20 protein-coding genes are annotated in these 26,255 nt (G+C 67.7%); 12 read left to right on the top strand and 8 right to left on the bottom strand.

The genetic code is table 11. The features are described from left to right. Positions 1–96 precede the first annotated feature (96 nt). The gene (locus tag ACSFBC_RS03015) at positions 97–2,127 is read right to left on the bottom strand and encodes a LamG-like jellyroll fold domain-containing protein (RefSeq protein WP_435508819.1); all 2,031 of its coding nucleotides are present in this window, start codon (positions 2,125–2,127) and stop codon (positions 97–99) included. Between the two features lie 303 nt (positions 2,128–2,430). On the opposite strand from ACSFBC_RS03015, the gene ACSFBC_RS03010 reads away from it, so the two are divergent. The 4 genes from ACSFBC_RS03010 (at position 2,431) to ACSFBC_RS02995 (ending at position 4,947) form a co-directional block, all read left to right on the top strand. After that, positions 2,431–2,637 (top strand): hypothetical protein, encoded by a 207-nt coding sequence (locus ACSFBC_RS03010; RefSeq protein ID WP_435508818.1) that lies wholly within the window; start codon positions 2,431–2,433, stop codon positions 2,635–2,637. 41 nt (positions 2,638–2,678) lie between these two features. Then, positions 2,679–3,779: an NAD(P)/FAD-dependent oxidoreductase gene (locus tag ACSFBC_RS03005; RefSeq protein WP_435508817.1), complete on the top strand. Its 1,101-nt coding sequence runs from the start codon at positions 2,679–2,681 to the stop codon at positions 3,777–3,779. A gap of 91 nt (positions 3,780–3,870) precedes the next feature. After that, positions 3,871–4,179 carry a glycine zipper domain-containing protein gene (locus tag ACSFBC_RS03000; RefSeq protein WP_183027598.1) on the top strand — a complete coding sequence of 103 codons (309 nt, stop codon included), beginning with the start codon at positions 3,871–3,873 and terminating at the stop codon, positions 4,177–4,179. 54 nt (positions 4,180–4,233) lie between these two features. After that, positions 4,234–4,947, top strand: a complete 714-nt coding sequence (locus ACSFBC_RS02995; protein ID WP_435508816.1) for a phage holin family protein — start codon at positions 4,234–4,236, stop codon at positions 4,945–4,947. On the opposite strand, the gene ACSFBC_RS02990 is transcribed toward ACSFBC_RS02995, so the two are convergent. Further along, a complete protein-coding gene (locus ACSFBC_RS02990; RefSeq protein WP_435508815.1) occupies positions 4,948–6,018 on the bottom strand; it encodes a quinone-dependent dihydroorotate dehydrogenase in 1,071 nt (356 codons plus the stop codon). Between the two features lie 40 nt (positions 6,019–6,058). Here ACSFBC_RS02990 and rpiA point away from each other — a divergent pair, with 40 nt between their 5' ends. Next, positions 6,059–6,748, top strand: coding sequence for a ribose-5-phosphate isomerase RpiA (rpiA, locus tag ACSFBC_RS02985; RefSeq protein WP_435508814.1), 690 nt, complete (start codon positions 6,059–6,061; stop codon positions 6,746–6,748). A gap of 6 nt (positions 6,749–6,754) precedes the next feature. Here the strand turns inward: rpiA and ACSFBC_RS02980 are convergent, their stop codons facing one another. The 5 genes from ACSFBC_RS02980 to ACSFBC_RS02960 all read right to left on the bottom strand — a co-directional run bounded on the left by ACSFBC_RS02980 (position 6,755) and on the right by ACSFBC_RS02960 (position 13,838). Further along, on the bottom strand, positions 6,755–7,381 hold the full coding sequence (locus tag ACSFBC_RS02980) for a glutaredoxin family protein (RefSeq protein ID WP_435508813.1): 627 nt from the start codon (positions 7,379–7,381) through the stop codon (positions 6,755–6,757). A gap of 70 nt (positions 7,382–7,451) precedes the next feature. Continuing rightward, the gene (locus tag ACSFBC_RS02975; RefSeq protein WP_435508812.1) at positions 7,452–9,578 is read right to left on the bottom strand and encodes a M3 family metallopeptidase; all 2,127 of its coding nucleotides are present in this window, start codon (positions 9,576–9,578) and stop codon (positions 7,452–7,454) included. A gap of 167 nt (positions 9,579–9,745) precedes the next feature. Then, positions 9,746–10,588 (bottom strand): bifunctional methylenetetrahydrofolate dehydrogenase/methenyltetrahydrofolate cyclohydrolase FolD, encoded by an 843-nt coding sequence (gene folD / locus ACSFBC_RS02970; protein WP_435508811.1) that lies wholly within the window; start codon positions 10,586–10,588, stop codon positions 9,746–9,748. A gap of 77 nt (positions 10,589–10,665) precedes the next feature. Next, positions 10,666–11,301 carry a response regulator transcription factor gene (locus ACSFBC_RS02965; protein WP_435508810.1) on the bottom strand — a complete coding sequence of 212 codons (636 nt, stop codon included), beginning with the start codon at positions 11,299–11,301 and terminating at the stop codon, positions 10,666–10,668. Further along, on the bottom strand, positions 11,298–13,838 hold the full coding sequence (locus ACSFBC_RS02960) for a PAS domain S-box protein (RefSeq protein WP_435508809.1): 2,541 nt from the start codon (positions 13,836–13,838) through the stop codon (positions 11,298–11,300). The genes ACSFBC_RS02965 and ACSFBC_RS02960 overlap by 4 nt, the downstream gene beginning before the upstream one ends. Positions 13,839–14,049: 211 nt before the next feature. Between ACSFBC_RS02960 and aceE the strand changes: the two genes are divergently transcribed. From aceE to ACSFBC_RS02940, 4 genes are all read left to right on the top strand, one after another. Then, complete coding sequence (aceE, locus tag ACSFBC_RS02955; protein WP_435508808.1) at positions 14,050–16,779, top strand: pyruvate dehydrogenase (acetyl-transferring), homodimeric type; 2,730 nt, start codon at positions 14,050–14,052, stop codon at positions 16,777–16,779. A 47-nt stretch (positions 16,780–16,826) separates the two neighbouring features. Further along, on the top strand, positions 16,827–18,497 hold the full coding sequence (gene aceF / locus ACSFBC_RS02950; RefSeq protein WP_435508807.1) for a dihydrolipoyllysine-residue acetyltransferase: 1,671 nt from the start codon (positions 16,827–16,829) through the stop codon (positions 18,495–18,497). A 10-nt stretch (positions 18,498–18,507) separates the two neighbouring features. Beyond that, the gene (lpdA, locus tag ACSFBC_RS02945) at positions 18,508–20,343 is read left to right on the top strand and encodes a dihydrolipoyl dehydrogenase (RefSeq protein WP_435508806.1); all 1,836 of its coding nucleotides are present in this window, start codon (positions 18,508–18,510) and stop codon (positions 20,341–20,343) included. 165 nt (positions 20,344–20,508) lie between these two features. Then, positions 20,509–21,468: a class I SAM-dependent methyltransferase gene (locus ACSFBC_RS02940; RefSeq protein WP_435509256.1), complete on the top strand. Its 960-nt coding sequence runs from the start codon at positions 20,509–20,511 to the stop codon at positions 21,466–21,468. A 68-nt stretch (positions 21,469–21,536) separates the two neighbouring features. Here the strand turns inward: ACSFBC_RS02940 and ACSFBC_RS02935 are convergent, their stop codons facing one another. Next, complete coding sequence (locus ACSFBC_RS02935; protein ID WP_435508805.1) at positions 21,537–22,097, bottom strand: C40 family peptidase; 561 nt, start codon at positions 22,095–22,097, stop codon at positions 21,537–21,539. A gap of 308 nt (positions 22,098–22,405) precedes the next feature. Here ACSFBC_RS02935 and ACSFBC_RS02930 point away from each other — a divergent pair, with 308 nt between their 5' ends. From ACSFBC_RS02930 to ACSFBC_RS02920, 3 genes are all read left to right on the top strand, one after another. Beyond that, complete coding sequence (locus tag ACSFBC_RS02930) at positions 22,406–23,461, top strand: PQQ-dependent sugar dehydrogenase (protein WP_435509255.1); 1,056 nt, start codon at positions 22,406–22,408, stop codon at positions 23,459–23,461. A gap of 135 nt (positions 23,462–23,596) precedes the next feature. Then, the gene (locus tag ACSFBC_RS02925; protein ID WP_435508804.1) at positions 23,597–24,202 is read left to right on the top strand and encodes an isochorismatase family protein; all 606 of its coding nucleotides are present in this window, start codon (positions 23,597–23,599) and stop codon (positions 24,200–24,202) included. A gap of 110 nt (positions 24,203–24,312) precedes the next feature. Further along, the gene (locus ACSFBC_RS02920) at positions 24,313–26,217 is read left to right on the top strand and encodes a propionate--CoA ligase (protein ID WP_435508803.1); all 1,905 of its coding nucleotides are present in this window, start codon (positions 24,313–24,315) and stop codon (positions 26,215–26,217) included. The last annotated feature ends 38 nt before the right edge of the window (positions 26,218–26,255 follow it).

Here is a 26,255-nt window from a genome sequence, read left to right as displayed (position 1 = left end):
GCTATCGCCAGGCCTTTTTTGCGTCCGGGAGGTCGATCACGCCGATCTACGCAACCGCCGCGAGGGCGGTCACGAGAGATCGGTGGCCGTGCGCTGTCAGGCCGATGCGCGCGCCGTCAGCCACTGCGAAGGCGGCAGCGGCTTCGCGACGATGCGGATTTCGCCCATGGCGCCCAGGAAGCCGCCGCCGGGGCCGTTGCCCTGGTAGTAGCCGGCACCCACGACCCACGGCAGGTTCTGCGACGCCAGGCCCACGGTGTCGACCGTGTTGCGCAGGATCGGCGCGCCTTCCACGTACATCGTGGTTTCCTTGGCCACCGGGTCGTTGACCACCGCGACGTGCAGCCAGCTGTCGAGCAGGATCTCGCCCGACCAGTTGGCGCGCGAGGAGGTCGGCGCCGGCTTCTGCGGGATCACCTCGAACTGCACCTCCTTGAGATTCGAGATCGCGAACTGCACCGGCGGTGAGGCGTCCCAGCCCTGGAAGCCGGGGAAGTTCCGGTTCCATCCGCCGCGCGTCATGATGTTCATCCAGGCGTTCTTGTCGGTCCAGTTCTTGTCGAGCTTGATGAAGGCCTCGATCGTGTAGCCCGTGGTCTCGAAGGTCTCGCTGTTGAGCGCGGCGGTGGCGTCGGTCATGAAGTAGCTCAGGCGCGCGCTCGCCGCATTGCTGAACTGCACGCTGCCGGGCGCCGACGACAGGCGGTGGCGGTCGCTGCTCCAGCGCAGGTCGGCGAGCTGGGCCGTGTTGCCCGCGGGTGCATCGAGTGCGCCGCGCGTCAGCTTCGCGCCCTTGTTGGAGGCGTCGGCAATGACTTCACGGTCGTTGAGCGCCGCACCCACTGTGCCGCCGAAGAAGCGCCAGTGGGCCAGGGTCTCGGCAACGTGCGGGTAGTCTTCCGCGTTCGCGGCGGGCTTGGCCGGCGGTGTCTCGATGGCGTTGAAGCCGTCGAGCATCAGCGACGTGGCGGCCAGCGTGCGTGGCGTGGCACTCGGCGTGGCGGCCCGGAAGTTCGGCGCGAAGCGCGCGAAGCGCTTGGCGAAGTCCATCTTGATGCTGAACTCGTTGTTGCTGTCGCGCAGCATCACATGGTCGAACTCGTTGAGCGTCGCCACCGGTTTCTGACGCACCCACGGCGAGAAGGAGAGGGCGCGGATTTCCTGGGCCGTGAGGTCGAATTCGTAGAAGCGCATCAGGCCGTTGCCGCCCTGGTAGGCCATCTGGTAGTCCACCACCATTTCCTCGACCGCGTTGCCGAAGTCGTTGGTCTTGGTCAGGTGCGCCGAGCCGTGGTGGTGGCCATTGACCGTCATGAAGATCTGGTCGTTGTCGCGGATGAGTTTTTCCCACAGCATCAGGCCGTAGTCCACCTCGAGCGGCTTCACGCCGTCGGGCGCGATGGCGATCAGCTGGTGGTTGACCAGGATCGCGGGCAACGTCGGGTTGTCCTTCAGCACGCGGCGGGCCCAAACGATGCCGTTGTCCGACACGCGCCACGAGAGCGACAGCACCAGGAACTGCTGGCCTTCGGCCGTGAAGACGTGGTACTCGTGAAAGCCGCTCGGATCACGGCCGCCGAAGGTGCTCTGCTTCTTCGCGCGTTCGGTGCCGAACCACTGCAGGTAGGGTTCCTTCGCGAGGTCGCGCTGCGCATCGGTACCGACCGATTGGCCGTTCTCGAAGCCGATGTCCTGCAATACGTCGTGATTGCCGGCGAGCACCGAGTAGGGCAGCTTCTTGGCCTCCAGCGCCTGCATGGCCTTGTCGGCGATCTCCCACTGCTGCGGCTTGCCCACCTGGTCGACGATGTCGCCCACATGGATCACGAACGGGATCTTGAGTGCGGCCGCGTTGTCGGCCAGCCATTGCGTCTGCGCGAGGAAGGGTGTGCTGCCGAAGCGCTTGTCGAACTGGTTGCCGGTCTCTGCGCTTGCGTAGCGCGCATAGAACTGCGTGTCGGGCAGCACCGCCAGCCCGAAGCTCGAGACGCGCGTGTCGACGGCTGGTTCGCCGGGATTCGGGGGTGGGTTGGACGGGTCCCCGGGCGCGGGTGGGGGCGTGCTCGCCCCCGAGTCACTGCCGCCTCCGCATGCGGCGAGCAGCGAAGCCGCGCCGAGCGCAGGCACGAGGGAGCCAGCCTTCAACAGGCTGCGGCGGTGAAGAAGCGAACTGCGGGGGGAAGAATCGGAAGACAAGAATGCTGCTCCAGTGGATGCATGAAGAGGAGCAGGGGAGCGTAGGGAGGCCGGATGACAGCGCGGTGATGACCCTGCTCGCCACGTGCGTGACGAGAAGGTGCGTCACACAGGCCTGTTAGCGCATGCGCCACGTCGTGCCTTGTCGGTCCGCACCGACGGCGAGTGCGGCCATGGGCTGGCGCGCGGTGCTGGGCAGCCTCGTAGAACGGAGGCTTGTAAAAGGAGCACACCATGGCCACCAGTCCCGATCTTCCGTCGCCCATCACCCCCGATGTGCCGAATACGCCGGAGCCGGCAGACCTGCCGGTCGAACCCGATCAAGGCAGCGTGACGCGCTTCCCCTTCAGCCTCTCGCTGCACCTGCAGGCGCATCGCCAGTTCATGAGCGCCGCCTGCTTCCGATGGACGCTGGGTCGCACGCGCGCCTGGGTCCTCTGATCGCTTCGCCGTGGGGCGATGGGCCGCGCTAAGCTCGCGGCATGGATGAATTTGATTGCGCCGTGATCGGCGCGGGTGTGGTGGGGCTGGCCGTGGCGCGAGCTCTGGCGTTGGCGGGTCGTGATGTCATCGTGCTGGAAGCCGAGGGTGCCATCGGCACGGGCACCAGTTCGCGCAACAGCGAGGTGATCCACGCTGGCATCTACTATCCCCAAGGCTCTTTGAAGGCGCGCCTCTGCGTCGAGGGGCGGCAGGCGCTGTATGCCTATACGGCTGAGCGCAACCTGCCCCATCGCCGCTGCGGCAAGCTGATCGTCGCGACCTCCGCGGCCCAGGTCGGCGAACTCGAGTCGATCATCGCCAAGGGTCGCGCCAACGGCGTCGATGACCTGATCATGCTCACGCGCGACGAAGCGCGCGCGCTCGAACCCGCGCTCGAATGCCTGGCGGCCGTGCATTCACCCAGCACCGGCATCGTCGACAGCCATGCCCTGATGCTGAGCCTTCAGGGCGACCTCGAAAACGCTGGCGGCGTGGTGGCGCTCAAGTCGGCCGTCCGCCATGCCGACTGCACGCCGGATGGCATCGTGCTGCACACGGAGGACGGCACGGTGCTGCGTTGCGCCAGCGTGGTCAACGCAGCGGGCTTGTCTGCTCCCGGCCTGGCGCGCGATTTCGACGGCCTGCCGCCAGCAACGGTACCGGGTGCGTGGTACGCCAAGGGCAACTACTTCACGCTGGCCGGTCGTGCGCCTTTCGGCCGCCTGATCTATCCCGTGCCCGAGGCGGCCGGTCTGGGCGTGCACCTGACGCTGGACCTGGGCGGCCAGGCCAAGTTCGGACCCGACGTGCAATGGGTCGACTCGCCCGAGGACCTGGTGGTCGATGCGCGGCGCGGCGATGCCTTCTATGCCGAAGTGCGGCGCTATTGGCCCGCCTTGCCCGACGGCGCGCTGATCCCGGGCTACGCCGGCATCCGCCCCAAGATCTCGGGCCCAGGCGAGGCTGCGCGCGACTTCGTGATCGACGGGCCGGCGCGCCACGGCGTGCCCGGGCTGGTCAATCTGTTCGGGATCGAGTCGCCCGGGCTGACGAGCAGCTTAGCCATCGGACGACATGTGGTTGAAGTGCTGGCGCGATGATGGTCAGCCTGTACCATGGAAAGGCATGCCGCTTGCATGCATCCAATCGCCGGCGCCGTTGCCGGCAGTCCCACCACGGAGGAAGATTTCAATGAGTGCATCCAACAACCTTGAAGCTGCAGCCAACGCCGTCGTCGAAGACATCGCCAACGACGTCAAGGGCGTGCTGGGTGGCAAGGACCTCGAATCGAATCCGCAGATCAAGGCGTTGCGCCAGCGCGTCGAGGCCAAGCTGGCCATCGCGCGTGAACTCGCGGCCGAGAAGAGCAAGATCGCCGCGAAGAAGGCCAAGGACGCTGCCAGCACGGCCAATGCCTATGCGCACGACGAGCCATGGCAGATCGCTGCCGGTGCGCTGGCCGTGGGCGTTCTGGTCGGCTTGCTGCTGGGCCGTCGCTGAGCGCATCCGCGCATCTGAGAGGCGCGCCACCGCGCGCGTGACCGGGAGGATCGAATGAACAAGTTGCTGTCCCTGCTGGGACTGGATGCGCGCATCCGCCACCTCAAGATCGCCGCGGGCGAAGGCGCCATGGCGATCGAAGACCGCACCCAGCTCCTGCGCATGGCCTGGGACGACGAGAAGGACCGGCTTCAGCGCGTGCTGTTGCTGGTCATTGCCGTGCTCGGCCTGACCACCGTCGCGGTGGCCTTGCTGTCGGTGGCCGTGGTGGTCCATTTCTGGGACACACCCCACCGTGCCACCGCCGCCTGGTCGGTGGCAGGTGTATGGATCGCCTTGTGGGCCGTCTCGCTGATCGGCCTGCTCTCGACGCTGCGCGGTGCCAGTGGCGCCTTTGCGCCGAGCCGGCATGAATTCGAGCGCGACTGGGCCTGGGTACAGGACCGTCTGGGCATCGGCAACGAAGGCCAGCCCGAAGGCACGCCGCGCCCGACGCGGCCGGCCACGCGCGAGGAATTGCTGGCCCGCATCGCCCGTCAGCGCCAGCGCATCGCGGTGCTGCAGGACGCCAGCGAGGATGCGGCAGCCGCTGCCTCGGCTGCAGCGCCGCCACCCGACGAAACCCCGAGCGAGACGGCCATGCGCCTGCTGCGGGCCCATCCCGTGGCCGCGGGCGTGGCCGCCGCTGCGGTGGTGGCGGTGGTCAAGCCGCGCCGGCTGTTGCGCTGGGCGGCTTTCGTGGCCCCGGTGCTCTGGCGGATGCGCTGATCAGGCCTGGCGAGACTGCAAGGCCTGCGCCACTTCCCGGACCAGCGCCGGTCCGCGGTAGATCAGGCCGGTGTAGACCTGCACCACGTCGGCGCCTGCGGCCAGCTTGGCCTGGGCATCGGCACCGTTCAGAATGCCGCCCACCCCGATGATCGGATAGCCTGCACCCAACGCCGCACGCAGCTGTGCGATCACGCGGTTGCTGGCCTCGCGCACCGGTGCGCCGGACAGGCCGCCGGCTTCCTCGGCATGCGGCAGCCCGGCCACCGCCGTACGCGACAGCGTGGTGTTGCTGGCGATCACGCCGTCCACGCCGTGGCGCTTCAGCGTGGCGGCGATCACTGTGACCTGTGTTTCGTCGAGATCGGGTGCGATCTTGAGAAACATCGGCACCCGGCGGCCGTGCTGCTGCGTCAGTTCGGCGCGGCGTGCCACCAGGGCGCCGAGCAGCGCATCCAGCGCTTCGTCGCTCTGCAACGAACGCAGGTTCGCGGTGTTGGGACTCGATATGTTGATCGTCACGTAGTCGGCATGCGGGTAGACACCCGCCAAGCCGATCAGGTAGTCGTCGGTGGCCCGCTCGATCGGCGTGGCCGCGTTCTTGCCGATGTTGAGGCCGAGCAGCATCGGCGCCGCCTGGGCGCCGCCCTGACGGAAACGCGCGCGCTGCACGTTGGCGAGGAACACGTCCAGCCCCTCGTTGTTGAAGCCCAGCCGGTTGATCAGCGCGTCGCGCTGGGGCAGGCGGAACATGCGCGGCTTGGGGTTGCCCGGCTGGGCCTTGGGCGTGACGGTGCCGACCTCGACGAAGCCGAAGCCCATGGCCGAGAAGGCGTCGATGCAGCGGGCGTTCTTGTCCAGCCCCGCGGCCAGCCCGACGCGGTTGGGGAAATGCAGCCCCGCCAGCGTGACGGGATCGTCGACCCGCCGCGACGCGTAGGCGCAGGCCAGCGGCGTGTTCTGGGTCCGCGCCAGGCCGTCGAGCGTGAGCTCGTGGGCGTGTTCCGGGTCGAGGCCGAAGAGGACGGGGCGGGCGAGTCCGTAAAGGGACGAAAGCAGCGGCAGGGGCATTGGATAATTCTCGGCTTCGTAAGCTCCAGGATTCTCCCCGATGACCGCCCCTTCTTTGACCCAGGATGAACTCAAGGCCCAGGTGGCCCGTGCCGCGCTCGACTATGTGGTCGAGGGCGAGATCGTCGGTGTCGGCACCGGCTCCACGGTCAACAAGTTCATCGAGGCGCTGGCCACGATCAAGGGCCGCATCCGCGGCGCGGTGTCGAGCTCGGTCGTGTCGACCGAACGCCTGCGCGCGCTGGGCATCGAGGTGTTCGACAGCAATGCGGTGGAAGAACTGTCGGTCTACATCGACGGCGCTGACGAGATCGACGGCCGCGGCTTCATGATCAAGGGCGGCGGCGCGGCGCTGACGCGCGAGAAGATCGTCGCGGCCCAGTCACGCTCCTTCGTCTGCATCGCCGACGCCTCCAAGCGCGTGCACGTGCTGGGTGGCTTCCCGCTGCCGGTCGAGGTGGTGCCGATGGCGGCGCGCCGGATCATGCGGCAATTCGAACGGCTGGGCGGCGTGGCGCAGGTGCGCGAGAAGGACGGCGTGGCGCTGGTGACCGACAACGGCCAGCACATCGTCGACGTGAGCGGTCTGAAGATCACCGACCCGCTGGGCTTCGAGACCGAGGTCAGCCAGTGGCCCGGTGTGGTGACGGTCGGCGTGTTCGCGTACCAGCGCGCCAACGTGTGCCTGCTCGGCACGCCTTCGGGCGTGGAGACGCTGCGCTACGACTGATCGCCGTCAGAAACGGATGCCGGCCGGGTTCGACGGCGTCGGGCCTGTCGCGGGCACGACCGGCGCTGGCGGTGCCGCCTGCGCCGCGGGTGGCGCGCTCACCGGCGCCGGCCGCGCGGCCACCATGGGCTGGGGTGGCGCGTTGCGGTAGCCCGCGGGCAGGCGGATGCTCTTCGGGTAGCCGGCCGCATCCAGGTACTGCGACCATTCGCCGTCCGAAAAGCCCTTGAGCTGCTGCGAGCCGATGGTCAGCAGCGGCAGCGAGTTCTGCCCGCTCAGGCGCTGCAGTGCGTCGCCGTCTTCGTTGGTCTTGATCTGCCGTTCGGCAAAGGGCACGCCGCGCGTGCTCAGCAGCGAACGGCCGGTGTCGCAGGGCGCGCAGTCGTCTCGTGTGTAGATCGTGACGGGATAGCGCTGCACCACCTGCTGTAATTCATAGGGAAGGGCGGCGCCGCCGCTGTCCGAGGGTGACGCACCGGTGCGCGGTGTGGCGGGGCGCGCATCGGCGGCCGGTGGCTGATCGGAGAAGACGACCTTGCCGTTCGCATCCACATGGCGGTAGACCTGCTGGGCCGATGCCGCGGTGGCGGCGAGGGCCAGCAGCAGAAGGGAGAGGCGCGCGTTGCGATGCATGAGAAAGGCTCCGGGCTCGAAGATCGAAAGTCGAAGTATCTCAGGCCGCGCGACGCGCGCCATCGCCCTGTCAGGCCGGTTGGGGCTCCGCCATGCCCTGGTGGCGCAGCAGCGCGTCGAGCTGCGGCTCGCGGCCGCGGAAGGCCTTGAAGGAGTCCATCGCGCTGCGGCTGCCGCCGGCTTCCAGGATGGCCTGGCGGTACTTGCGGCCGGTCTCGATGTTGGGCTCGCCGCTGGCACCCGCGGTCTCCTCGAAGGCCGCGTAGGCATCGGCGCTCAGCACCTCGGCCCACTTGTAGCTGTAGTAGCCGGCCGCATAGCCGCCCGAGAAGATGTGGCTGAAGGTGTTGGGCGTGCGGCTGAAGGGTGGCGACGGCATCACGGCCACCTCGGCGCGCACCTGGGCCAGCAACGCCAGCACCGAATTGGGCGGCGTGGTTCCGCCGCCGGGCCGCCCCAAGGCGGAACGCGCCCCCTCGGGGGGCAGCGAGGACACGTCAGTGCCGAGCGTGGGGGCCACATACTCGGTGTGCAGCAGCATGTCGAACAGCGAGAACTCGATCTGGCGCAGCGTCTGCATGCCGCTCTGGAAGTTCTTCGCGGCGGTCATCTTGTCGAACAGCGCGCGTGGCAGCGCTGCGCCGGTGTCGACATGGGCCGTCATGTGCGCGAGCACGTCCCACTCCCAGCAGAAGTTCTCCATGAACTGGCTCGGCAGCTCGACCGCGTCCCACTCGACACCGCTGATGCCCGACACGTCGCGCTCGTTGACCTGCGTGAGCATGTGGTGCAGTCCGTGGCCGAACTCGTGGAACAGGGTGGTGACGTCGTCGTGCGTGAGCAGCGGCGGCTTGCCGTCGACGCCCTCGGCGAAGTTGCACACCAGCTGCGCGACGGGCGTCTGCAGCACGCCGGTGTCGGGGCGCAGCCAGCGGGCGCGCACGTCGTCCATCCAGGCACCGCCGCGCTTGCCGGCGCGCGCCGAGGGGTCGAGGTAGAACTGGCCGACGCGCTGCCCGTCGCGCTCGATGCGATAGAACTCGACGGTCGGGTGCCAGACCGGCGCGAAGTCGCGGCGGATCGAGACCTCGAACAGCGTCTCGACGATCTTGAACAGGCCCGCCATCACCTTGGGCGCCGGGAAGTACTGCTTGACCTCCAGTTCGCTGAAGGCGTAGCGCGCTTCCTTGAGCTTCTCGCCGACGAAGGTCCAGTCCCAGGGCTGCGGGTCGGCCAGGCCCAGGGTGGAAGCGAACACGCGCAGGTCGGCCAGGTCGCGTTCGCCGAAGGGCTTGGCGCGTGCGCCGAGGTCGCGCAGGAACTTCACGACCTGCTCGGGCGTGTCGGCCATCTTGGGCACGACCGACAGCTCGCCGTAATTGCGGTAGCCCAGCAGCTTGGCTTCTTCCTCGCGCAGGGCCAGGATCTCGGTGATGAGCGCGCTGTTGTCGAAGGCCGGGTCGCCGAGCTCGCTGGCTCGCGTCACGTAGGCGCGGTAGAGCGTCTCGCGCAGCGCGCTGCTCTTTGCGAACTGCATGACCGGCAGGTAGCAGGGCATCTTGAGCGTGAGCTTGTAGCCGGGCTTGCTGTCGGCTTCGGCGCCCGCGCGGGCGGCCGCGATCACGTCTTCGGGCAGGCCTTCGAGCTCGCTCGCTTCGGCGTAGTAGGCGAAGGCGTCGGTCGCGTCGAGCGCGTTCTCGCTGAACTTCTGGCTCAGTTCGGCCTGGCGTTCCTGGATCGCGGCAAAGCGCTCCTTGGCCGCGCCCTGCAGTTCGGCACCGCCCAGCACGAAGTTGCGCACCGCGTTGCGATGGGCCTGCTTCTGCTCCGCGTTGAGCGTGGCGGTGTCGATGGCCTTGTACTTGGCGTACAGGCGCTCATCGGAACCCAGCCGGGTCCAGAAGGCGGTGACGCGCGGCATCGCCTCGTTGTAGGCGGCGCGCAGCTCGGGCGTGTCGGCCACCGCGTTCAGGTGCCCGATCGCGCCCCAGGCCCGGCTGAAGCGCTCCGACGACACGTCGAGCACCTTCGAGATCGCCAGCCAGTCGGCCGGGAAGTCGGCCGCGGTGACGGTCTGCAGCGCGGTTTCGGCCTCGGCCAGCAAGGCGTCGACTGCGGGCGCGACGTGGGCCGGCTGGATCTGGTCGAAGAGCGGAAGATCGGTGAAGTCGAGGAGCGGATTGGTCATGGAGAGCATCTGGCGCCAGGCGCCGCAAGTTCAAGGTTAATTCCCGGCCAGCGGTGGCGTGCCGTGCCGCATGAAACTGGCGCGGCCCAATGCCAGGGATACCGCGGAACTGGCTTTGCCAGGCCGCTGGTATCGCCCCCTGGAGGGGGAAGCGCTGCAGGCGCTTCGGGGGTGGTTCATGCTTCCGCGGCTTCGAGGGTGTTGACGAGGAGCATGGTGATCGTCATCGGGCCGACGCCGCCGGGCACCGGCGTGATCCAGCCGGCCACTTCCTTGACACCATCGAAATCGACGTCGCCGCAGAGCTTGCCTTCGTCGTTGCGGTTCATGCCCACGTCGATCACGACCGCGCCGGGCTTGACCATGTCGGCGGTCAGCACGTTGCGCTTGCCCACGGCGGCGACGATCACGTCGGCCTGGCGGGTCATGGCGCCGAGGTCGGGCGTGGCGCTGTGGCAGATGGTCACGGTCGCGTTCTTCGCGAGCAGCATCAGCGCCATCGGCTTGCCGACGATGTTGCTGCGGCCGATGACCACCGCATGCTTGCCGCGCAGGTCGTAGCCGATCGATTCGAGCATCTTCATGCAGCCGTAGGGCGTGCAGGGCCAGAAGCCCGGGGCGCCGGTCATGAGTGCGCCGGCGCTGGCGACGTGGAAGCCGTCGACGTCCTTCTCGGGCGAGATGGCCTCGATGACCTTCTGGGCGTCGATGTGCCTGGGCAGCGGCAGCTGCACCAGGATGCCGTGGATGGCCGGGTCGTCGTTGAGCGCGTCGATGCGCGCGAGCAGCTCGGCTTCGCTCAGTTCGGCCGGGTACTTCTCGAGCACCGAGTGCAGGCCGTTGTCTTCGCAGGCCTTGATCTTGTTGCGCACGTAGACCTGGCTGGCCGGGTTCTCGCCGACCAGGACCACGGCCAGGCCGGGCGTCACGCCACGGGCCTTGAGGGCCGCGGCGCGCGTGGCGACCTCGGTGCGCAGGGTGCGGGAGAGGGCGTTGCCGTCGATCAGTTGGGCAGTCATCGTGATTTGATTTTCCAAGTAGAAACGCCCGCTTGCGCAGGCGTCGGGGGACTTTGTGGCTATCTCGCCGATAGCGATCAGGAAGACTTCGCGGTCGGCTGGGCCTGGCCGAGTGCGATCTTCAGCAGATCGGCCACGGTATTGGCGTTGAGCTTTTCCATGATGTTGGCGCGGTGCGCCTCGACCGTCTTGATGCTGATGCCGAGGTCGTCGGCGATCTGCTTGTTCAGGCGGCCGGCGACGATGCGCTCGAGCACCTGGGCCTCGCGGCCGGTGAGCTTGGACAGCAGCGCGTCGCGGCTGGCCGACTGCTGGTGCTGGGCGAAGGCGCCGCGCGCATGTTCGAGCATGCGCTCGACCAGCGAGACCAGTTCGTCTTCGTTGAAGGGCTTCTGGATGAAGTCCATCGCGCCCTTCTTCATCGAGTCGACCGCCATCGGCACGTCGCCGTGGCCGGTGATGACCATGATCGGCAGCGGCGAGCGCCGTTCGATCAGGCGGTCCTGCAACTCGATGCCCGACATGCCGCCCATGCGGATGTCCACGATCAGGCAGGCCACCTCGCGCGGGTCGTAGCGGGACAGAAATGACTCTGCGGAGTCGAAGCAGCGGACGCGGTAGTCCTTGCCTTCGAGCAACCATTGCAGCGAGTCACGCACGGCTTCGTCATCGTCGACGACATAGACCGTGCCCTTCTTCGGGATCAAACTCATGCGGGTACCTTTGCCTCGTCGTTTGCTACGGAACTGCTAGCGTCCATCACCGGAATCCAGAAGGAAAAACGGCATCCGACCACGTCCGGACCATTGTAGATGTTCTCCGCCTGCATCCGGCCGCGATGCGACTCGACGATGGTGCGGCACAGATTGAGCCCGATGCCCATGCCTTCGGGCTTGGTCGAGAAGAAGGCCTCGTACAGGCGGTCCATGACCTCGGGCGCCAGGCCCATGCCGGTGTCCTGCACCGAGAACTCGATCGTGTTCTGGTTATCGATGACCTTGGGCAGCACCCGCAGCTCCACGCTGCGGCGCGCCAGCGGACGCTGGGCCAGGTCGATCGACTCGGCAGCGTTCTTCAGCAGGTTGACCATCACCTGCTCGATCAGGATCGGGTCGACGCGCACGATCGGCAGCCGGGCCGCCACGTAGTGGTTGAGCCGCACGTTGCGTCGGCGCAGCTCGATGCCGGCCAGTTCGACCGCTTCGCTCACCATGGTGGCGACCTCGGCCGGTGTGCGGTTGGGCTCGCTGCGCTTCACGAAGGAGCGGATGCGCTGGATGATCTGGCCGGCGCGCTGGGCCTGCTTCGACGTCTTCTCGAGCGCGGCCAGCAGTGCGTCGTTGTCGATCGACTGCCCCTTGATGCGCGACATCATGCCGTTGCAGTAGTTGGTGATGGCGGTCAGCGGCTGGTTGAGCTCGTGTGCCACGCTGGACGCCATCTCGCCCATGGTGATCAGGCGGCTGGACGCGTGCGCGCGATCGGCCTGCGCCGCCGCCTGCTCCTCGGCGTCGCGCCGCGGCGTGATGTCGGTGGCGATCACCAGTTGCGCCAGCCGGCCGTCGACCCAGGTCAGGTAGCGCGAGCGCACCTCGAGCCACTTGCCCAGCTCGGGCACGAAGATCTCGTTGTTGGCCGGCTGGGCGGTGGTCAGCGTGTCGATGGGCAGGCCGGCGAAGGGGTCGACGTCGTCCAGCTCCTCGTCGTGCGCGGCCGAGGCGGGCACGCCGGCCTGCGCCACCATGCCCAGGTGGCCCACGGTGTCGGAGCCGAACCAGAGCCGGTAGAGCTTGTTGGCGAACAGCAGCTCCTCGCTGCCGATGGGCGCCACCGACACCGCCGCGTCGAGCGCCTCGAGCACCGTGGTGAAGCGCTCGTACGAAGCCGACAGCTGCTCGCGGATGCGCGTGGGCTCGGTGATGTCGGTCATCGAGGTCATCCAGCCGGTCTGATGGCCGCGGGCGTCGATCAGCGGCGAGACGTAGAGCCGCGCATTGAAGATGCTGCCGTTCTTGCGCTTGACCCGCACCTGGAAGCCGCCGGGCAGGGCGCGGCCGTGCAGTTCTTCCTCGAGCCGCTCGTTCATGACCTCGCGGTCGGATTCCAGCCAGTAGGGGAACGGGGGCGTCTGGCCGACGAGTTCGGTCTCGCTCCAGCCGGTCATGGCGCAGAAGGCGGCGTTGACGTAGGTGATGCGGCCCTCGAGGTCGAGCACGCGCATGCCGGTCAGCATGGAGTTCTCCATCGCGCGCCGGAAATTGGTTTCCGCGACCAGCGCCTGCTGCGCCTGCAGCCGCTTGCGCGTGTGGCGCCAGGTGCCGATGAGCATCCAGGCGGTCAGCACGCTGAGCGCGCCGACCAGCCAGAACAGGCCGTTGCCGACCAGGCCGGGCGAGGTCCGGTAGGCCTGGGCGCGCAGCATCATGGCGTTGCCGATGGGCGAGACCGGCACTTCGTAATCGTTGGTGTGCTCGATCCAGGGCAGCAGCCGCGCGCCGGCCTCGCGCGGGTTGACCGTGTTGCCGGCCAGCAGCCCGCCCTTGGCGTCGAGCAGCGCGACCGCGTAGCGCGCGCTGACCTCCGGCGGCACGCCGTAGCGCAGCAGGCTGTCGACCGAGAACTCGCCCAGCACCATGCCCGCGAACAAGCCCTGGTCGAACAGGGGGATGTGCAGCTGCAGCATGCCGGGCGGCTCGCCGCCGGCCACCGGCTGCGAGAACACCGGCTGGCGCAGCTCCCGGGCCAGCGCGTAGTTGCTTTCGATGTCGCCGGGCCGCAGCACCTCTTCGAGCGCGTGCTGCTGGGCGGGCGGCACGCCGGGCGCCGCGTAATTGGCCTTGAAGCGCCGACGGTCATCGATCCAGCTGATGGCCTGCAACTCGGGATACTGGCTGATCAGGGACTCGGCGCGGCTGGTGAATTCGGCCGCATCGATTTCGCGGTTCGAGGCATCGCGGGCGATGCGCATCAATTGTTCCTGGCGTTCCAGCAGACGCAGCCGCAGGCGCTGCTGCGCGTACTCGACGTCGCGCTTGACCGACTCCTGCTCGCGTTCGATCTCTTCGGCGCGCAGGTACCAGAAGGCGCAGACGATCGCCGCCAGGAACAGCATCACCGCAGCCAGGGGCGCGAGCATCGCGACGGTGTCCTGCAGCACCGGCGTCTGACGCTTCCACCAACGCCGCCACCATGAAAGGGGCGACGATTTGACGGCGCTGCGAGCGGCGGCGAGCGGGCTGAAGAAGGGCATCTCTCGAGTGTAGGGGAACCCCTAGTGAGACCGATGCGGTGGGTTCATGAAAAGCGTTCAGACTGGCAACGGCGTGTCGCCGGGCACGATCGCCGTGAACACAAGTTATTTCACATTAAGAAAAGACGAAACACCATTTGAAATTTGATCTGTTCTGTGCGACATTTCCGCCCAGTTTCAGATCTACAGCCACGCCCACTAGGAGACAAGCATGTCGGCAATCCCCGAGAACCCCATCGGCTCGGCCGCGAACGACGCGGATGCGCAGGAAACCCGTGAATGGATGGACGCCCTGTCCGCCGTCATCCAGAGCGAAGGCCCCGAACGGGCGCACTTCCTGCTCGAACAGCTGCTCGAACATGCGCGGCAGAACAGCATCGACAAGCCTTTCTCGGCCAACACCGCCTACGTCAACACGCTCGAGACCGACCAGGAAGAGCGTTCGCCGGGCAACGCCGAGATCGAGGAGCGCCTGCGCTCCTACATGCGCTGGAACGCGATGGCGATGGTGGTCAAGGCCAACCGCCTGCACCCCGCCGACGGCGGCGACCTGGGTGGCCACATCGGCTCCTTCGCCTCGCTCGCGACCATGTTCGGCGCCGGCTTCAACCACTTCTGGCGCGCCGAGAGCGAAGGCCACGGCGGCGACTGCCTCTACATCCAGGGCCACGTGTCGCCCGGCATCTACGCCCGCGCCTTCCTCGAAGGCCGCCTGACCGAAGAGCAGCTGCTCAACTTCCGCCAGGAAGTCGACGGCAAGGGCCTGTCGAGCTATCCGCATCCCAAGCTGATGCCCGAGTTCTGGCAGTTCCCGACCGTGTCGATGGGCCTGGGCCCGCTGATGTCGATCTACCAGGCGCGCTTCCTCAAGTACCTGCATGCCCGCGGCATCGCCAACACCGAGAACCGCAAGGTCTGGGTGTTCTGCGGCGACGGCGAGATGGACGAGGTCGAATCGCTGGGCGCCATCGGCCTGGCCGCGCGCGAGAACCTCGACAACCTGATCTTCGTGATCAACTGCAACCTGCAGCGACTCGACGGCCCGGTGCGCGGCAACGGCAAGATCATCCAGGAGCTCGAGAGCGAATTCCGCGGTGCCGGCTGGAACGTGCTCAAGCTGATCTGGGGTTCCAACTGGGATCCGCTGCTGGCGCGCGACAAGGACGGCGCGCTGCGCAAGCTGATGATGGAAACGAACGACGGCGATTACCAGTCGTTCAAGGCCAACGACGGCGCCTACGTGCGCAAGAACTTCTTCGGCCGTGACCCGCGCACGCTCGAGATGGTCAGCAAGATGAGCGACGACGACATCTGGCAACTGCGCCGCGGCGGCCACGATGCGCAGAAGGTCTTCGCGGCCTTCGACTCGGCCGTCAAGCACAAGGGCCAGCCCACCGTGCTGCTGGTGAAGACCGTCAAGGGCTTCGGCATGGGCAAGATCGGCGAAGGCAAGAACAACGTCCACCAGACCAAGAAACTGGCCGACGAGGACATCAAGCTCTTCCGCGACCGCTTCAACATCCCGATCCCGGACAGCCAGCTGGCCGACATCCCGTTCTACAAGCCGGCCGACGACACGCCGGAAATGCAGTACCTGCACGAACGTCGCAAGGCGCTGGGCGGCTACCTGCCGCACCGCCGCGTGAAGGCCGACGAGAGCTTCACCGTGCCTGCGCTCGAGACCTTCAAGGCGGTGCTCGAGCCCACGGCCGAAGGCCGCGAGATCTCGACCACCCAGGCCTATGTGCGCTTCCTCACGCAGCTGCTGCGCGACCAGGCGCTGGGCCCGCGCGTCGTGCCGATCCTGGTCGACGAAGCGCGCACCTTCGGCATGGAAGGGTTGTTTCGCCAGATCGGGATCTACAACCCGCATGGTCAGCAGTACACGCCGGTCGACAAGGACCAGGTCATGTACTACAAGGAAGACAAGGCTGGCCAGATCCTGCAGGAAGGCATCAACGAAGCGGGCGGCATGTCGAGCTGGATCGCGGCGGCCACGTCGTACAGCACGAACAACCGCATCATGGTGCCGTTCTACGTGTACTACTCGATGTTCGGCTTCCAGCGCATCGGCGACCTGGCCTGGGCGGCCGGCGACATGCAGGCCCGCGGCTTCCTGCTGGGCGGCACCTCGGGGCGCACCACGCTCAACGGCGAAGGCCTGCAGCACGAAGACGGTCACAGCCACATCCTGGCCAACACCATCCCGAACTGCGTGAGCTACGACCCGACCTTCGCGCACGAAGTCGGCGTGATCCTGCACCATGGCCTGAAGCGCATGGTGGAGAAGCAGGACAACGTCTACTACTACCTGACGCTGCTCAACGAGAACTACGCGATGCCCGGCCTGCAGCCCGGCACCGAAGAGCAGATCCTCAAGGGCATGTACCTGAGCAAGCAGGCGCCGGTGGTCAAGGCCGCCAAGGGCAGCAAGGAAGCGCCGAGCGTGCAACTGCTGGGCAGCGGCACGATCCTGCGCGAAAGCTTTGCCGCGCAAGAGCTGCTCGAGAAGGACTGGGGCATCAGCGCCGGCGTCTGGAGCTGCCCGAGCTTCAACGAACTCACGCGCGACGGCCAGAACGCCGAGCGCTGGAACCTGCTGCACCCGACCGAGGAGCAGCGCGTGTCCTTCGTGGGCCAGCAGCTCGCCGCGAGCACCGGGCCGGTGGTGGCATCGACCGACTACATGAAGGCGTACGCCGAGCAGATCCGTCCCTTCATTCCGAAGGGCCGTACCTACAAGGTGCTGGGCACCGACGGCTTCGGCCGCAGCGATTTCCGCAGCAAGCTGCGCGAACACTTCGAGATCAACCGACACTTCATCGTGGTGGCGGCGCTCAAGGCCCTGGCCGAAGACGGCGTGCTGCCGGCGGCGAAGGTGGCCGAGGCGATCAAGAAGTACGGCATCGATGCCGACAAGGTCAACCCGCTCTACGCGTAAGAATCAACCCGAACAACCGACGCGCCCGACGGGCGGGAGACAACGATATGGCAGCAGTGGAAGTGAAAGTGCCCGACATCGGCGATTTCGATGAAGTCGCGGTGATCGAGGTGCTGGTGAAAGTGGGCGACACGGTCAAGGCCGAGCAGTCGCTCATCACCGTGGAGTCCGACAAGGCCTCGATGGAGATCCCATCGTCGACGGCCGGTGTCGTCAAGGAACTCAAGGTCGCGATGGGCGACAAGATCAAGCAGGGCTCGGTCGTGCTGGTGCTGGAAGCCGAAGGCGCGAGCGAGGCGGCAGCGCCGGCCCCGGCTCCGGCGGCACCTGCCCCCGCGCAGGCGGCGGCACCGGCGCCCAGCGCCGCGCCCGCGGCCGCCCCTGCGGCGTCGGCCGGACCGGTCGACGTCAAGGTGCCCGACATCGGCGACTTCAAGGACGTGTCGGTGATCGAACTGCTGGTGAAACCGGGCGACACGATCGCGGCCGACCAGTCGCTGATCACGGTGGAATCGGACAAGGCCTCGATGGAGATCCCGTCGTCGGCGGCCGGCGTGCTCAAGGAGCTCAAGGTCAAGATCGGCGATGTGGTGAACATCGGCGACCTGATCGCGGTGCTCGAAGGCGCGGCCGGTGCGGCACCGGCGGCCGCTCCGGCGCCTGCGTCCTCGGCGGCCCCGGCTGCCGCGGCCCCCGCGACGGCTGCAGCCTCTGCGCCTGCCGCAGCGGCTGCGTCGTCGGCAGCACCGGCGGCACACGACCCCACCACGGCCCCCACCGGCAACCTGCCGCATGCCTCGCCCTCGATCCGCAAGTTCGCGCGCGAGCTGGGCGTGCCGCTGGAAGAGATCAAGGGTTCGGGCCCGAAGGGCCGGATCACGCAGGAAGACATCCAGAACTTCACCAAGGCCGTGATGAGCGGCGCGGCCAGCACCAAGGCATCGGCGGCCAAGGCCCCGGCGGGCGGCGGCGGCGATGGCGCGGCGCTGGGCCTGATCCCCTGGCCCAAGGTCGACTTCGCCAAGTTCGGCGCTGTCGAGCGCAAGGAGCTGTCGCGCATCAAGAAGCTCAGCGGCGCGAACCTGCACCGCAACTGGGTGATGATCCCGCACGTCACCAACAACGACGAGGCCGACATCACCGCGCTGGAAGCCTTCCGCGTGGCGACCAACAAGGAGAACGAGAAGTCGGGCGTGAAGGTCACGATGCTGGCTTTCGTGATCAAGGCGGTGGTCTCGGCGCTGAAGAAATTCCCCGAGTTCAACGCCAGCCTGGACGGCGACACGCTGGTCTACAAGCAGTACTACAACGTCGGCTTCGCGGCCGACACGCCCAACGGGCTGGTGGTGCCGGTGCTCAAGGATGCCGACAAGAAGGGCATCCTGCAGATCAGCCAGGAGATGGGCGAACTCGCCAAGAAGGCGCGCGACGGCAAGCTCGGCGGCGCCGACATGCAGGGCGGCTGCTTCTCGATCAGCTCGCTCGGCGGCATCGGCGGCACGCACTTCACGCCCATCATCAACGCGCCCGAAGTCGCGATCCTCGGCCTGTCGAAGAGCGCGATGAAACCGGTCTGGGACGGCAAGCAGTTCGTGCCGCAACTCACGCTGCCGCTGTCGCTGTCGTACGACCATCGCGTGATCGATGGCGCCTCGGCCGCACGCTTCAATGCCTATCTCGGCCAGGTCCTCACGGACTTCCGCCGCGTGCTGCTCTAAGGAACCCGAGATGAGTGAACAACAGATCAAGGTTCCGGACATCGGCGACTTCGACGAGGTCGCGGTGATCGAGGTGCTGGTGAAGGTGGGCGACACGGTCAAGGCCGAGCAGTCGCTGATCACCGTGGAGTCGGACAAGGCCTCGATGGAGATCCCGTCGTCGGCCGCGGGCACGGTGAAGGCCGTGGCCGTGAAGATCGGTGACAAGATCAAGCAGGGCTCGGTGGTGTTGACGCTGGACGTGGTGGAGGGTGCTGCAGCAGCGCCTGCGCCTGCGGCAGCGGCACCGGCACCGGCTGCGGCGGCTCCGGCCGCCAAGGCCGCGGCACCCGCGCCTGCATCGGCCCCCACGGCCGCACCCATCGTCTCCAACTACGGCGGCAAGGTCGACGTCGAATGCGACGTGGTCGTGCTCGGTGCCGGCCCCGGCGGCTACTCGGCGGCCTTCCGCGCAGCCGACCTCGGCCTCAAGGTGGTGCTGATCGAGCGCTATGCCACGCTGGGCGGCGTCTGCCTCAACGTGGGCTGCATTCCGTCGAAGGCGCTGCTGCACGTGGCTTCGGTGATGGACGAGGTCAAGCATTTCGCCGACCTGGGCGTCGACTTCGGCGCGCCGACCATCGACCGCGCCAAGCTGCTGAGCCACAAGAACAAGGTGGTGGGCAAGCTCACGGGCGGCCTCACGGCCATGGCCAAGATGCGCAAGGTGACGGTGGTGCGCGGCGTGGGCAGCTTCATCGATGCCAACCACCTCGAAGTCGACGAGACCTCGGGCACGGGCTGGGACACCAGCGGCAAAAAGCAGGTCGTGAAGTTCCGCAACGCGATCATCGCGGCCGGTTCGCAATCGGTGAGCCTGCCCTTCATGCCCAAGGGCGACCCGCGCATCGTCGACTCGACCGGCGCGCTGGAGATGGGCACCGAGCCCAAGCGCATGCTGATCCTGGGCGGCGGCATCATCGGCCTGGAAATGGGCACGGTGTATTCGTCGCTGGGCGCGCGCCTGGACGTGGTCGAGATGCTCGACGGCCTGATGCAGGGCGCCGACCGTGACCTGGTCAAGGTCTGGCAGAAGATGAACGCGCCGCGCTTCGACAACATCATGCTGAAGACCAAGACCGTGGGCGCCGAGGCGACCAAGGACGGCATCAAGGTCACCTTCGAAGGCGAGAACGCGCCCAAGGAACCACAGCTGTACGACCTGGTGCTGCAGGCCGTGGGCCGCAGCCCGAACGGCAAGAAGATCGGTGCCGAGAAGGCCGGCGTGACGGTGACCGACCGCGGCTTCATCCCGGTCGACATCCAGATGCGCACCAACGTACCGAACATCTTCGCCATTGGCGACATCGTGGGCCAGCCCATGCTGGCGCACAAGGCGGTGCACGAGGCGCACGTGGCCGCCGAGGTCATCGCTGGCGAGCAGAAGGGCGACAAGGAGCTGTCGAGCGCGGCCTTCAACGCCCGCGTGATCCCGAGCGTGGCCTACACCGATCCCGAGGTGGCCTGGGTCGGCCTCACCGAAGACCAGGCCAAGGCCGAAGGCATCAAGGTCAAGAAGGGCCACTTCCCGTGGAGCGCTTCGGGCCGCGCGATCGCCAACGGCCGCGACGAGGGCTTCACCAAGCTGCTGTTCGATGCGGAGACGCATCGCATCCTGGGCGGCGGCATCGTCGGTACGCATGCCGGTGACATGCTGGGCGAGATCGTGCTGGCCATCGAGATGGGCGCCGACGAGATCGACATCGGCAAGACCATCCACCCGCACCCGACGCTGGGCGAGAGCATCGGCATGGCCGCGGAAGTGGCGCACGGTACCTGCACCGATCTGCCACCGGCCAAGCGCTGAACGGCGAACTCGGCCTGAACGAAAAAATCCCGCGGTCGGCGGGATTTTTTCTGTGTGGGTGGGCGATACCATCGAGCGACTGCGCCTGAACCGTCGCGATGAGTTCCATCGCCAAGCCATGTCTTCCGCCGTCCGCCGCGGCCCACCCACGCCATCGAGGTTCTTATCCAAGCCCTGCTCGACACCATCGCCCGCATGGAACGGCCCACCGACGCCGTCCGCGTCTTCCACGGGCGCGGTGGCCTGCACCCGGGCTGCGAAGACTGGGCGCTCGACGCCTTCCCGCCCGTGCTGTTGCTGACCAGCTTCCGGCCCGTCGCTGACGCGGAGCTGGCCACGGTGGGCGATGCGCTGGCCGCTCGCTGGCAGCAGCTCGATGCGGGCCCGTTGAACTGGGTCCTGCAGACGCGCGAAGGGGGCGGGCATACCGAGACGCGGCTGATGGCCGGCGAAGTGCCCGCGCTGCACGACGTGTCGGAGCACGGCACGCGCTATCGCGTCCACCTGCTGCAAGGGCAGAACCACGGCCTGTTTCTCGACATGGCCGCGGGCCGCCAGTGGGCCCGCGCGCATGTCGCACAGCGCGCGGTCGGCAATGCGGCGGCACGCGCGGCGGGGGGTTGGGCGCCGAGCCTGAAGGTGCTCAATCTGTTCGCCTACACCTGCGCCTTTTCGGTGGTCGCGCTGCAAGCCGGCGCGGACCAGGTGCTGAACATGGACATGAGCAGCCGCGCGCTGGCCGTCGGTCAGCAGAACCACCGTCTCAACGATGTGCTGAAGGGGGCGAGCTTCCTCGCCCATGACATCTTCAAGAGCTGGGGCCGCATCGGCCGTGGCGGGCCGTACGACCTGGTGATCGCCGATCCGCCGAGCTATCAGAAGGGCAGTTTCGTCGCCACCAAGGACTACGCACGCCTGCTCAAGCGTTTGCCGGACTTGCTCGCGCCGGAGGGCCATGTGCTGCTGTGCCTCAACGCACCGGAGCTGGGTCCGGACTTCCTGCAGCGGCAGGTGGAGGAATCGGCCCCGTCGTTGACATTTGTCGAGCGGCTGGCCAATCCCCCGGCTTTCGCCGATGCGGCGCCCGACCGTGCACTCAAGGTGCTGGTCTACCGTGTGGGCTGACCCGTCGCGCCCATGAAAAAACCCGCCATCGGCGGGTTTTTTCATGGGCCCTGAGGCCACTGTCCGAGTTACTTGCCCGAGATGGCGGCCGTCTTCTCGCCCTGCGCTGCCTGGACCCGGCGGGCGCCGTCGAAGCGACGTTGCCAGTAGCTGCCGTTCATGTCTTCCACCCGGACCTGGGCGCCGGTGCGCGGCGAGTGGATGAACTTGCCTTCGCCGACGTAGATGCCCACATGGCTGAAGGCGCGGCGCATGGTGTTGAAGAACACCAGGTCGCCGGGCTTGAGTTCGCTGCGGTCGATCTTCTCGGTGGCGGCGGCCTGTTCTTCGGCGCGGCGCGGCAGCAGGTGGCCGACAGTCTGGTTGTACATCGCGCGGACGAAGCCGCTGCAGTCGAAGCCGGTCTCGGCCGAGTTGCCGCCGCGGCGGTAAGGTACGCCCAGGAAGCCCACGGCGGTGACCACCAGGTCGGAGGTGCGATCGACCACCGTCTGGCTGACGTGCTGGAGGTGTCCGATGAGACCCTTGTCTGCGAGCATGCGCTCCATGTCGTCCGAGCGGTCCTGCGGGGGAGCGGCATGCGCCGCGCTGGCGAGGAGGAGGGAGGCGAGTAGGAGGGGAATTCGCATGGGCTCGTAGGATAGGGATGACAGCGTGTGCCGTCAAATTCAGGCGAAGTCGCGATTTTGCATGCAAATGGCTGTGGCGATTGGGGTTTTTGACTTTTTTGCCCCTCAAAGATGTAACGATGGACGGCTCCGCGCGCTGCTGGACGGCGCGCTGTACATAGAAGGTTTTCAAAGTTCGCGGGTTCGTGCCTCACTCTTGTGGCGCGGGCCGCCGCAAGGAGTCGCAGATGCATATGAACCCAAGCCGCAGCCGAACCGTCCTGCACGGGTTGCTGTCCTCCCTGCTGGCGCTGGCCGGCACGGGCGTCATGGCCCAGGCCGACGTCCGGGCCGAGCGCGTGGCCGCGGGCCTGCAGAACCCCTGGGCCGTGGCCTTCCTGCCCGACGGCCGCTTCCTCGTGACGGAGAAGGCCGGACGGCTGCGCGTGGTCGGCGCGGACGGCAAGGTGGGCGCGCCCCTGGCCGGCCTGCCTGCCATCGCGGCCGGCGGGCAGGGCGGCCTGCTGGACGTGGTGACCGACAGCGGCTTCGCCGACAACCGCACGCTGTATTTCTGCTTCTCCGAGCCCGAAGTCGGCGGTTCGGCCAACAGCACCGCCGTGGCGCGCGCGCAGCTGTCGGCCGACGGCGCCCGGCTCGAAGGCATGAAGGTGATCTTCAGCCAGCGGCCCAGGGTGACCAGCAGCGCCCACTTCGGCTGCCGCATCGTCGAGGCCCGCGACGGCACGCTGTTCGTCACGCTGGGCGACCGCTTCAGCCGCAAGGAGGACGCGCAGAAGCTGGACAACCATCTGGGCAAGGTGGTCCGGATCCAGAAAGATGGCATGGTGCCGCGCGACAACCCCTTCGTCGGCCGTGCCGGGGCGCTGCCCGAGATCTGGAGCTATGGCCACCGCAACGGCCAGGGCGCGACGCTGGCGCCCGACGGCCGTTTCTGGATGCACGAGCATGGCCCGCAGGGCGGTGACGAGATCAACGTGCCCCAGGCCGGCAAGAACCACGGCTGGCCCGTGATCACCTACGGCGAGAACTACGGCGGCGGCAAGATCGGTGAGGGCCTGAGCGCCAAGGAGGGCATGGAACAGCCCCTGCACTACTGGGTGCCCTCGATCGCGCCCTCCGGCATGGCCTTCCTCACCAGCGACCGCTACGGCGCCGCCTGGAAGGGCAACCTGTTCGTCGGTTCGCTCAAGTTCGGCTATCTCGACCGCATCGCGCTCAAGGACGGCAAGGTGGCGGCCGAGCACAAGTTGCTGGAAGATGGCCGGGCGCGCATCCGCGACGTGCGCCAGGGGCCCGATGGCTGGCTCTATGTGCTGACCGACGAGGCCGACGGCAAGCTGCTGCGGCTGCGCCCGCGCTGAGCGCGCGCCAGGCACTCAGGCCGCACTGCGTGGCAGCGGCAGCGTCGGCACGTCTCGCGAGCCGCCTTGCGATACGGTCTAATTCTGCGCTGCACGGGCCGAAGTCGCCCGTCCCGTTTTTCCGAAGGATTTCCCATGCTGCTCGACGTCTCTCTTTCCCAACTGGTCCTGGTCGACTACCAGGCGCGCCTGATGCCCGCCATCTTCGAAGCCGATGCCGCGGCCGCCAATGCGGTGCGCCTGGGCAAGATCGCGCAGCTGCTCGAGGTGCCGGTGTTCGGCACCGAACAGAACCCGTCGAAGCTGGGCGAGAACCTGCCCGACATCCGCGCGCTGTGCCAGCGCACGCTGGCCAAGATGCACTTCAGCGGCGTCGAGGAGGGACTGGGCGAATGGCTGCGGCCGCCGGCCAAGGCCCCGCAAGGCAATGCGCGCAGCCTGCCAAAGCACCTGCAGAAGCCGGCCGGCGGCGCCCAGGAAGAGCGGAACACCATCGTGATCGCCGGCTGCGAGGCGCACGTGTGCCTGCTGCAGACCGCGCTCGACCTGCTCGAGGACGAGTTCGAGGTCTGGGTCGTGACCGACGCCTGCAGTTCGCGCACCGAGCGTAACCGCGACGCGGCCTTCGACCGGCTGGCCGGTGCCGGCGCCGAGCTGGTGACCACCGAGATGGTCGGCTTCGAATGGCTGCGCACGGCCGAGCATCCGGCCTTCCGCGACTACCAGGCGCTGATCCGCTGATCCGCTGAGTGCGGGGCGGGCAGGGCGGGTGTCAGGCTGCCGCAAGCCCGCCGAACCATGATGAATCCAACCCCGCGCCATAAGCGGGGCGTCCCAGGAGACACACCGACATGCGTTCGTACAGCGACTTCTATCGCCGGTCCGTCGACGACAGCGAGGCCTTCTGGGCCGAGCAGGCCCGGCTGATCGACTGGCAGACCCCGCCGCAACAGATCCTCGACGCCAGCCACCCGCCGTTCGCGCGCTGGTTCGTGGGCGGCACGACCAACCTGTGCCACAACGCGATCGACCGCCATCTCGATGTGCGCGGGGACCAGCCGGCGCTGATCTGCGTCTCGACCGAGACCGGCCTCGAGCGCAGCTACAGCTTCCGCGAACTGCACGCCGAGGTGCAGCGCACCGCGGCCAGCCTGCTCGCGCTGGGCGTGAAGCGCGGCGACCGCGTGCTGATCTACATGCCCATGATCGCGGAGGCCACCTTCGCGATGCTGGCCTGCGCGCGCATCGGTGCCATCCATTGCGTGGTGTTCGGCGGCTTCGCCAGCGGCTCGCTGGCCTCGCGCATCGAGGATGCCGAGCCGACCGTGATCGTGAGCGCCGACGCGGGCTCGCGCGGCGGCAAGGTGCTGGCGTACAAGCCGTTGCTCGACGAGGCGATCCGGCTGTCGAAGCACAAGCCCGCGGCCGTGCTGCTGGCCGACCGGGGCCTGGCGGCCATGGACCTCGTGGCCGGCCGCGACCACCTGATGCGCGACCTCACGGGCCGGCACCGCGACGCGGTCGTGCCCTGTGCCTGGCTCGAATCGACCGAGATCAGCTACACGATCTACACCAGCGGCACCACCGGCAAGCCCAAGGGCGTGCAGCGCGACACCGGCGGCTATGCCGTCGCGCTGGCGGCCAGCATGCCGCACATCTTCGACGCCCGGGCGGGCGAGACCTACTTCTGCACCAGCGATATCGGCTGGGTCGTGGGCCACAGCTACATCGTCTACGGCCCGCTGATCGCGGGCATGGCCACCATCCTCTACGAAGGCCTGCCGACCCAGGGCCTGGACCGCCAGCCCGACGGCGGCATCTGGTGGCAGCTGGTCGAGAAGTACAAGGTGACGGTGATGTTCAGCGCGCCGACCGCGGTCCGCGTGCTCAAGAAGCAGGATCCGGCGCTGCTCAAGAAGTACGACCTGTCGAGCCTGCGCGCGTTGTTCCTGGCGGGCGAGCCGCTCGACGAACCCACCGGGCGCTGGATCGGCGAGGGCCTGGGCGTGCCGATCATCGACAACTACTGGCAGACCGAATCCGGCTGGCCGATCATCACCATCGCCAACGGCGTCGAGAAAAAGGCCGGCAAGCTGGGCAGCCCGGGCGTGCCCATGTACGGCTGGCGGGTGAAGATCCTCGACGAATCGACCGGCGAGGAGCTGACCGAGCCCAACGAGAAGGGCGTGGTGGTGATCGAGGGGCCGACGCCGCCCGGTTTCATGCAGACCATCTGGCGCGACGATGCGCGCTTCGTCAACACCTACTGGAAGAGCGTGCCCGGAAAGACGGTCTACTCGACCTTCGACTGGGGCATCCGCGACGCCGACGGCTACTTCTTCATCCTCGGCCGGACCGACGACGTGATCAACGTCGCGGGTCATCGGCTCGGCACGCGCGAGATCGAGGAGGTGATCTCGGGCCATGCCAACGTCGCCGAGGTCGCGGTGGTCGGCGTGGCCGACGCGCTCAAGGGCCAGGTTGCGGTCGCCTTCGTGGTGCCGCGCAATGCAGACGGCGTCGAAGGGGCCGGCGCTCTGGCGCTCGAGGGCGAGATCATGCGGCGCGTGGCCGACCAGTTGGGTGCGCTCGGCCGCCCGTCGCGCGTGCACTTCGTGACGGGCCTGCCCAAGACGCGCAGCGGCAAGTTGCTGCGCCGCGCGATCCAGGCCGTGTGCGAAGGACGCGATGCGGGCGACCTCACCACCATCGACGATCCCGCCACGTTGCAGCGCATCCGGCAACTGCTCTCGTGACAGGGTTGCTCCGCGGCCAAGGCTGTCACAGGGATGAC

Source organism: Variovorax frigidus (assembly GCF_051216515.1).
GTDB lineage: Bacteria > Pseudomonadota > Gammaproteobacteria > Burkholderiales > Burkholderiaceae_C > Variovorax.
Note: the sequence above shows the minus strand (reverse complement) of the source record. Positions and strands in the feature narration are given on the sequence as shown.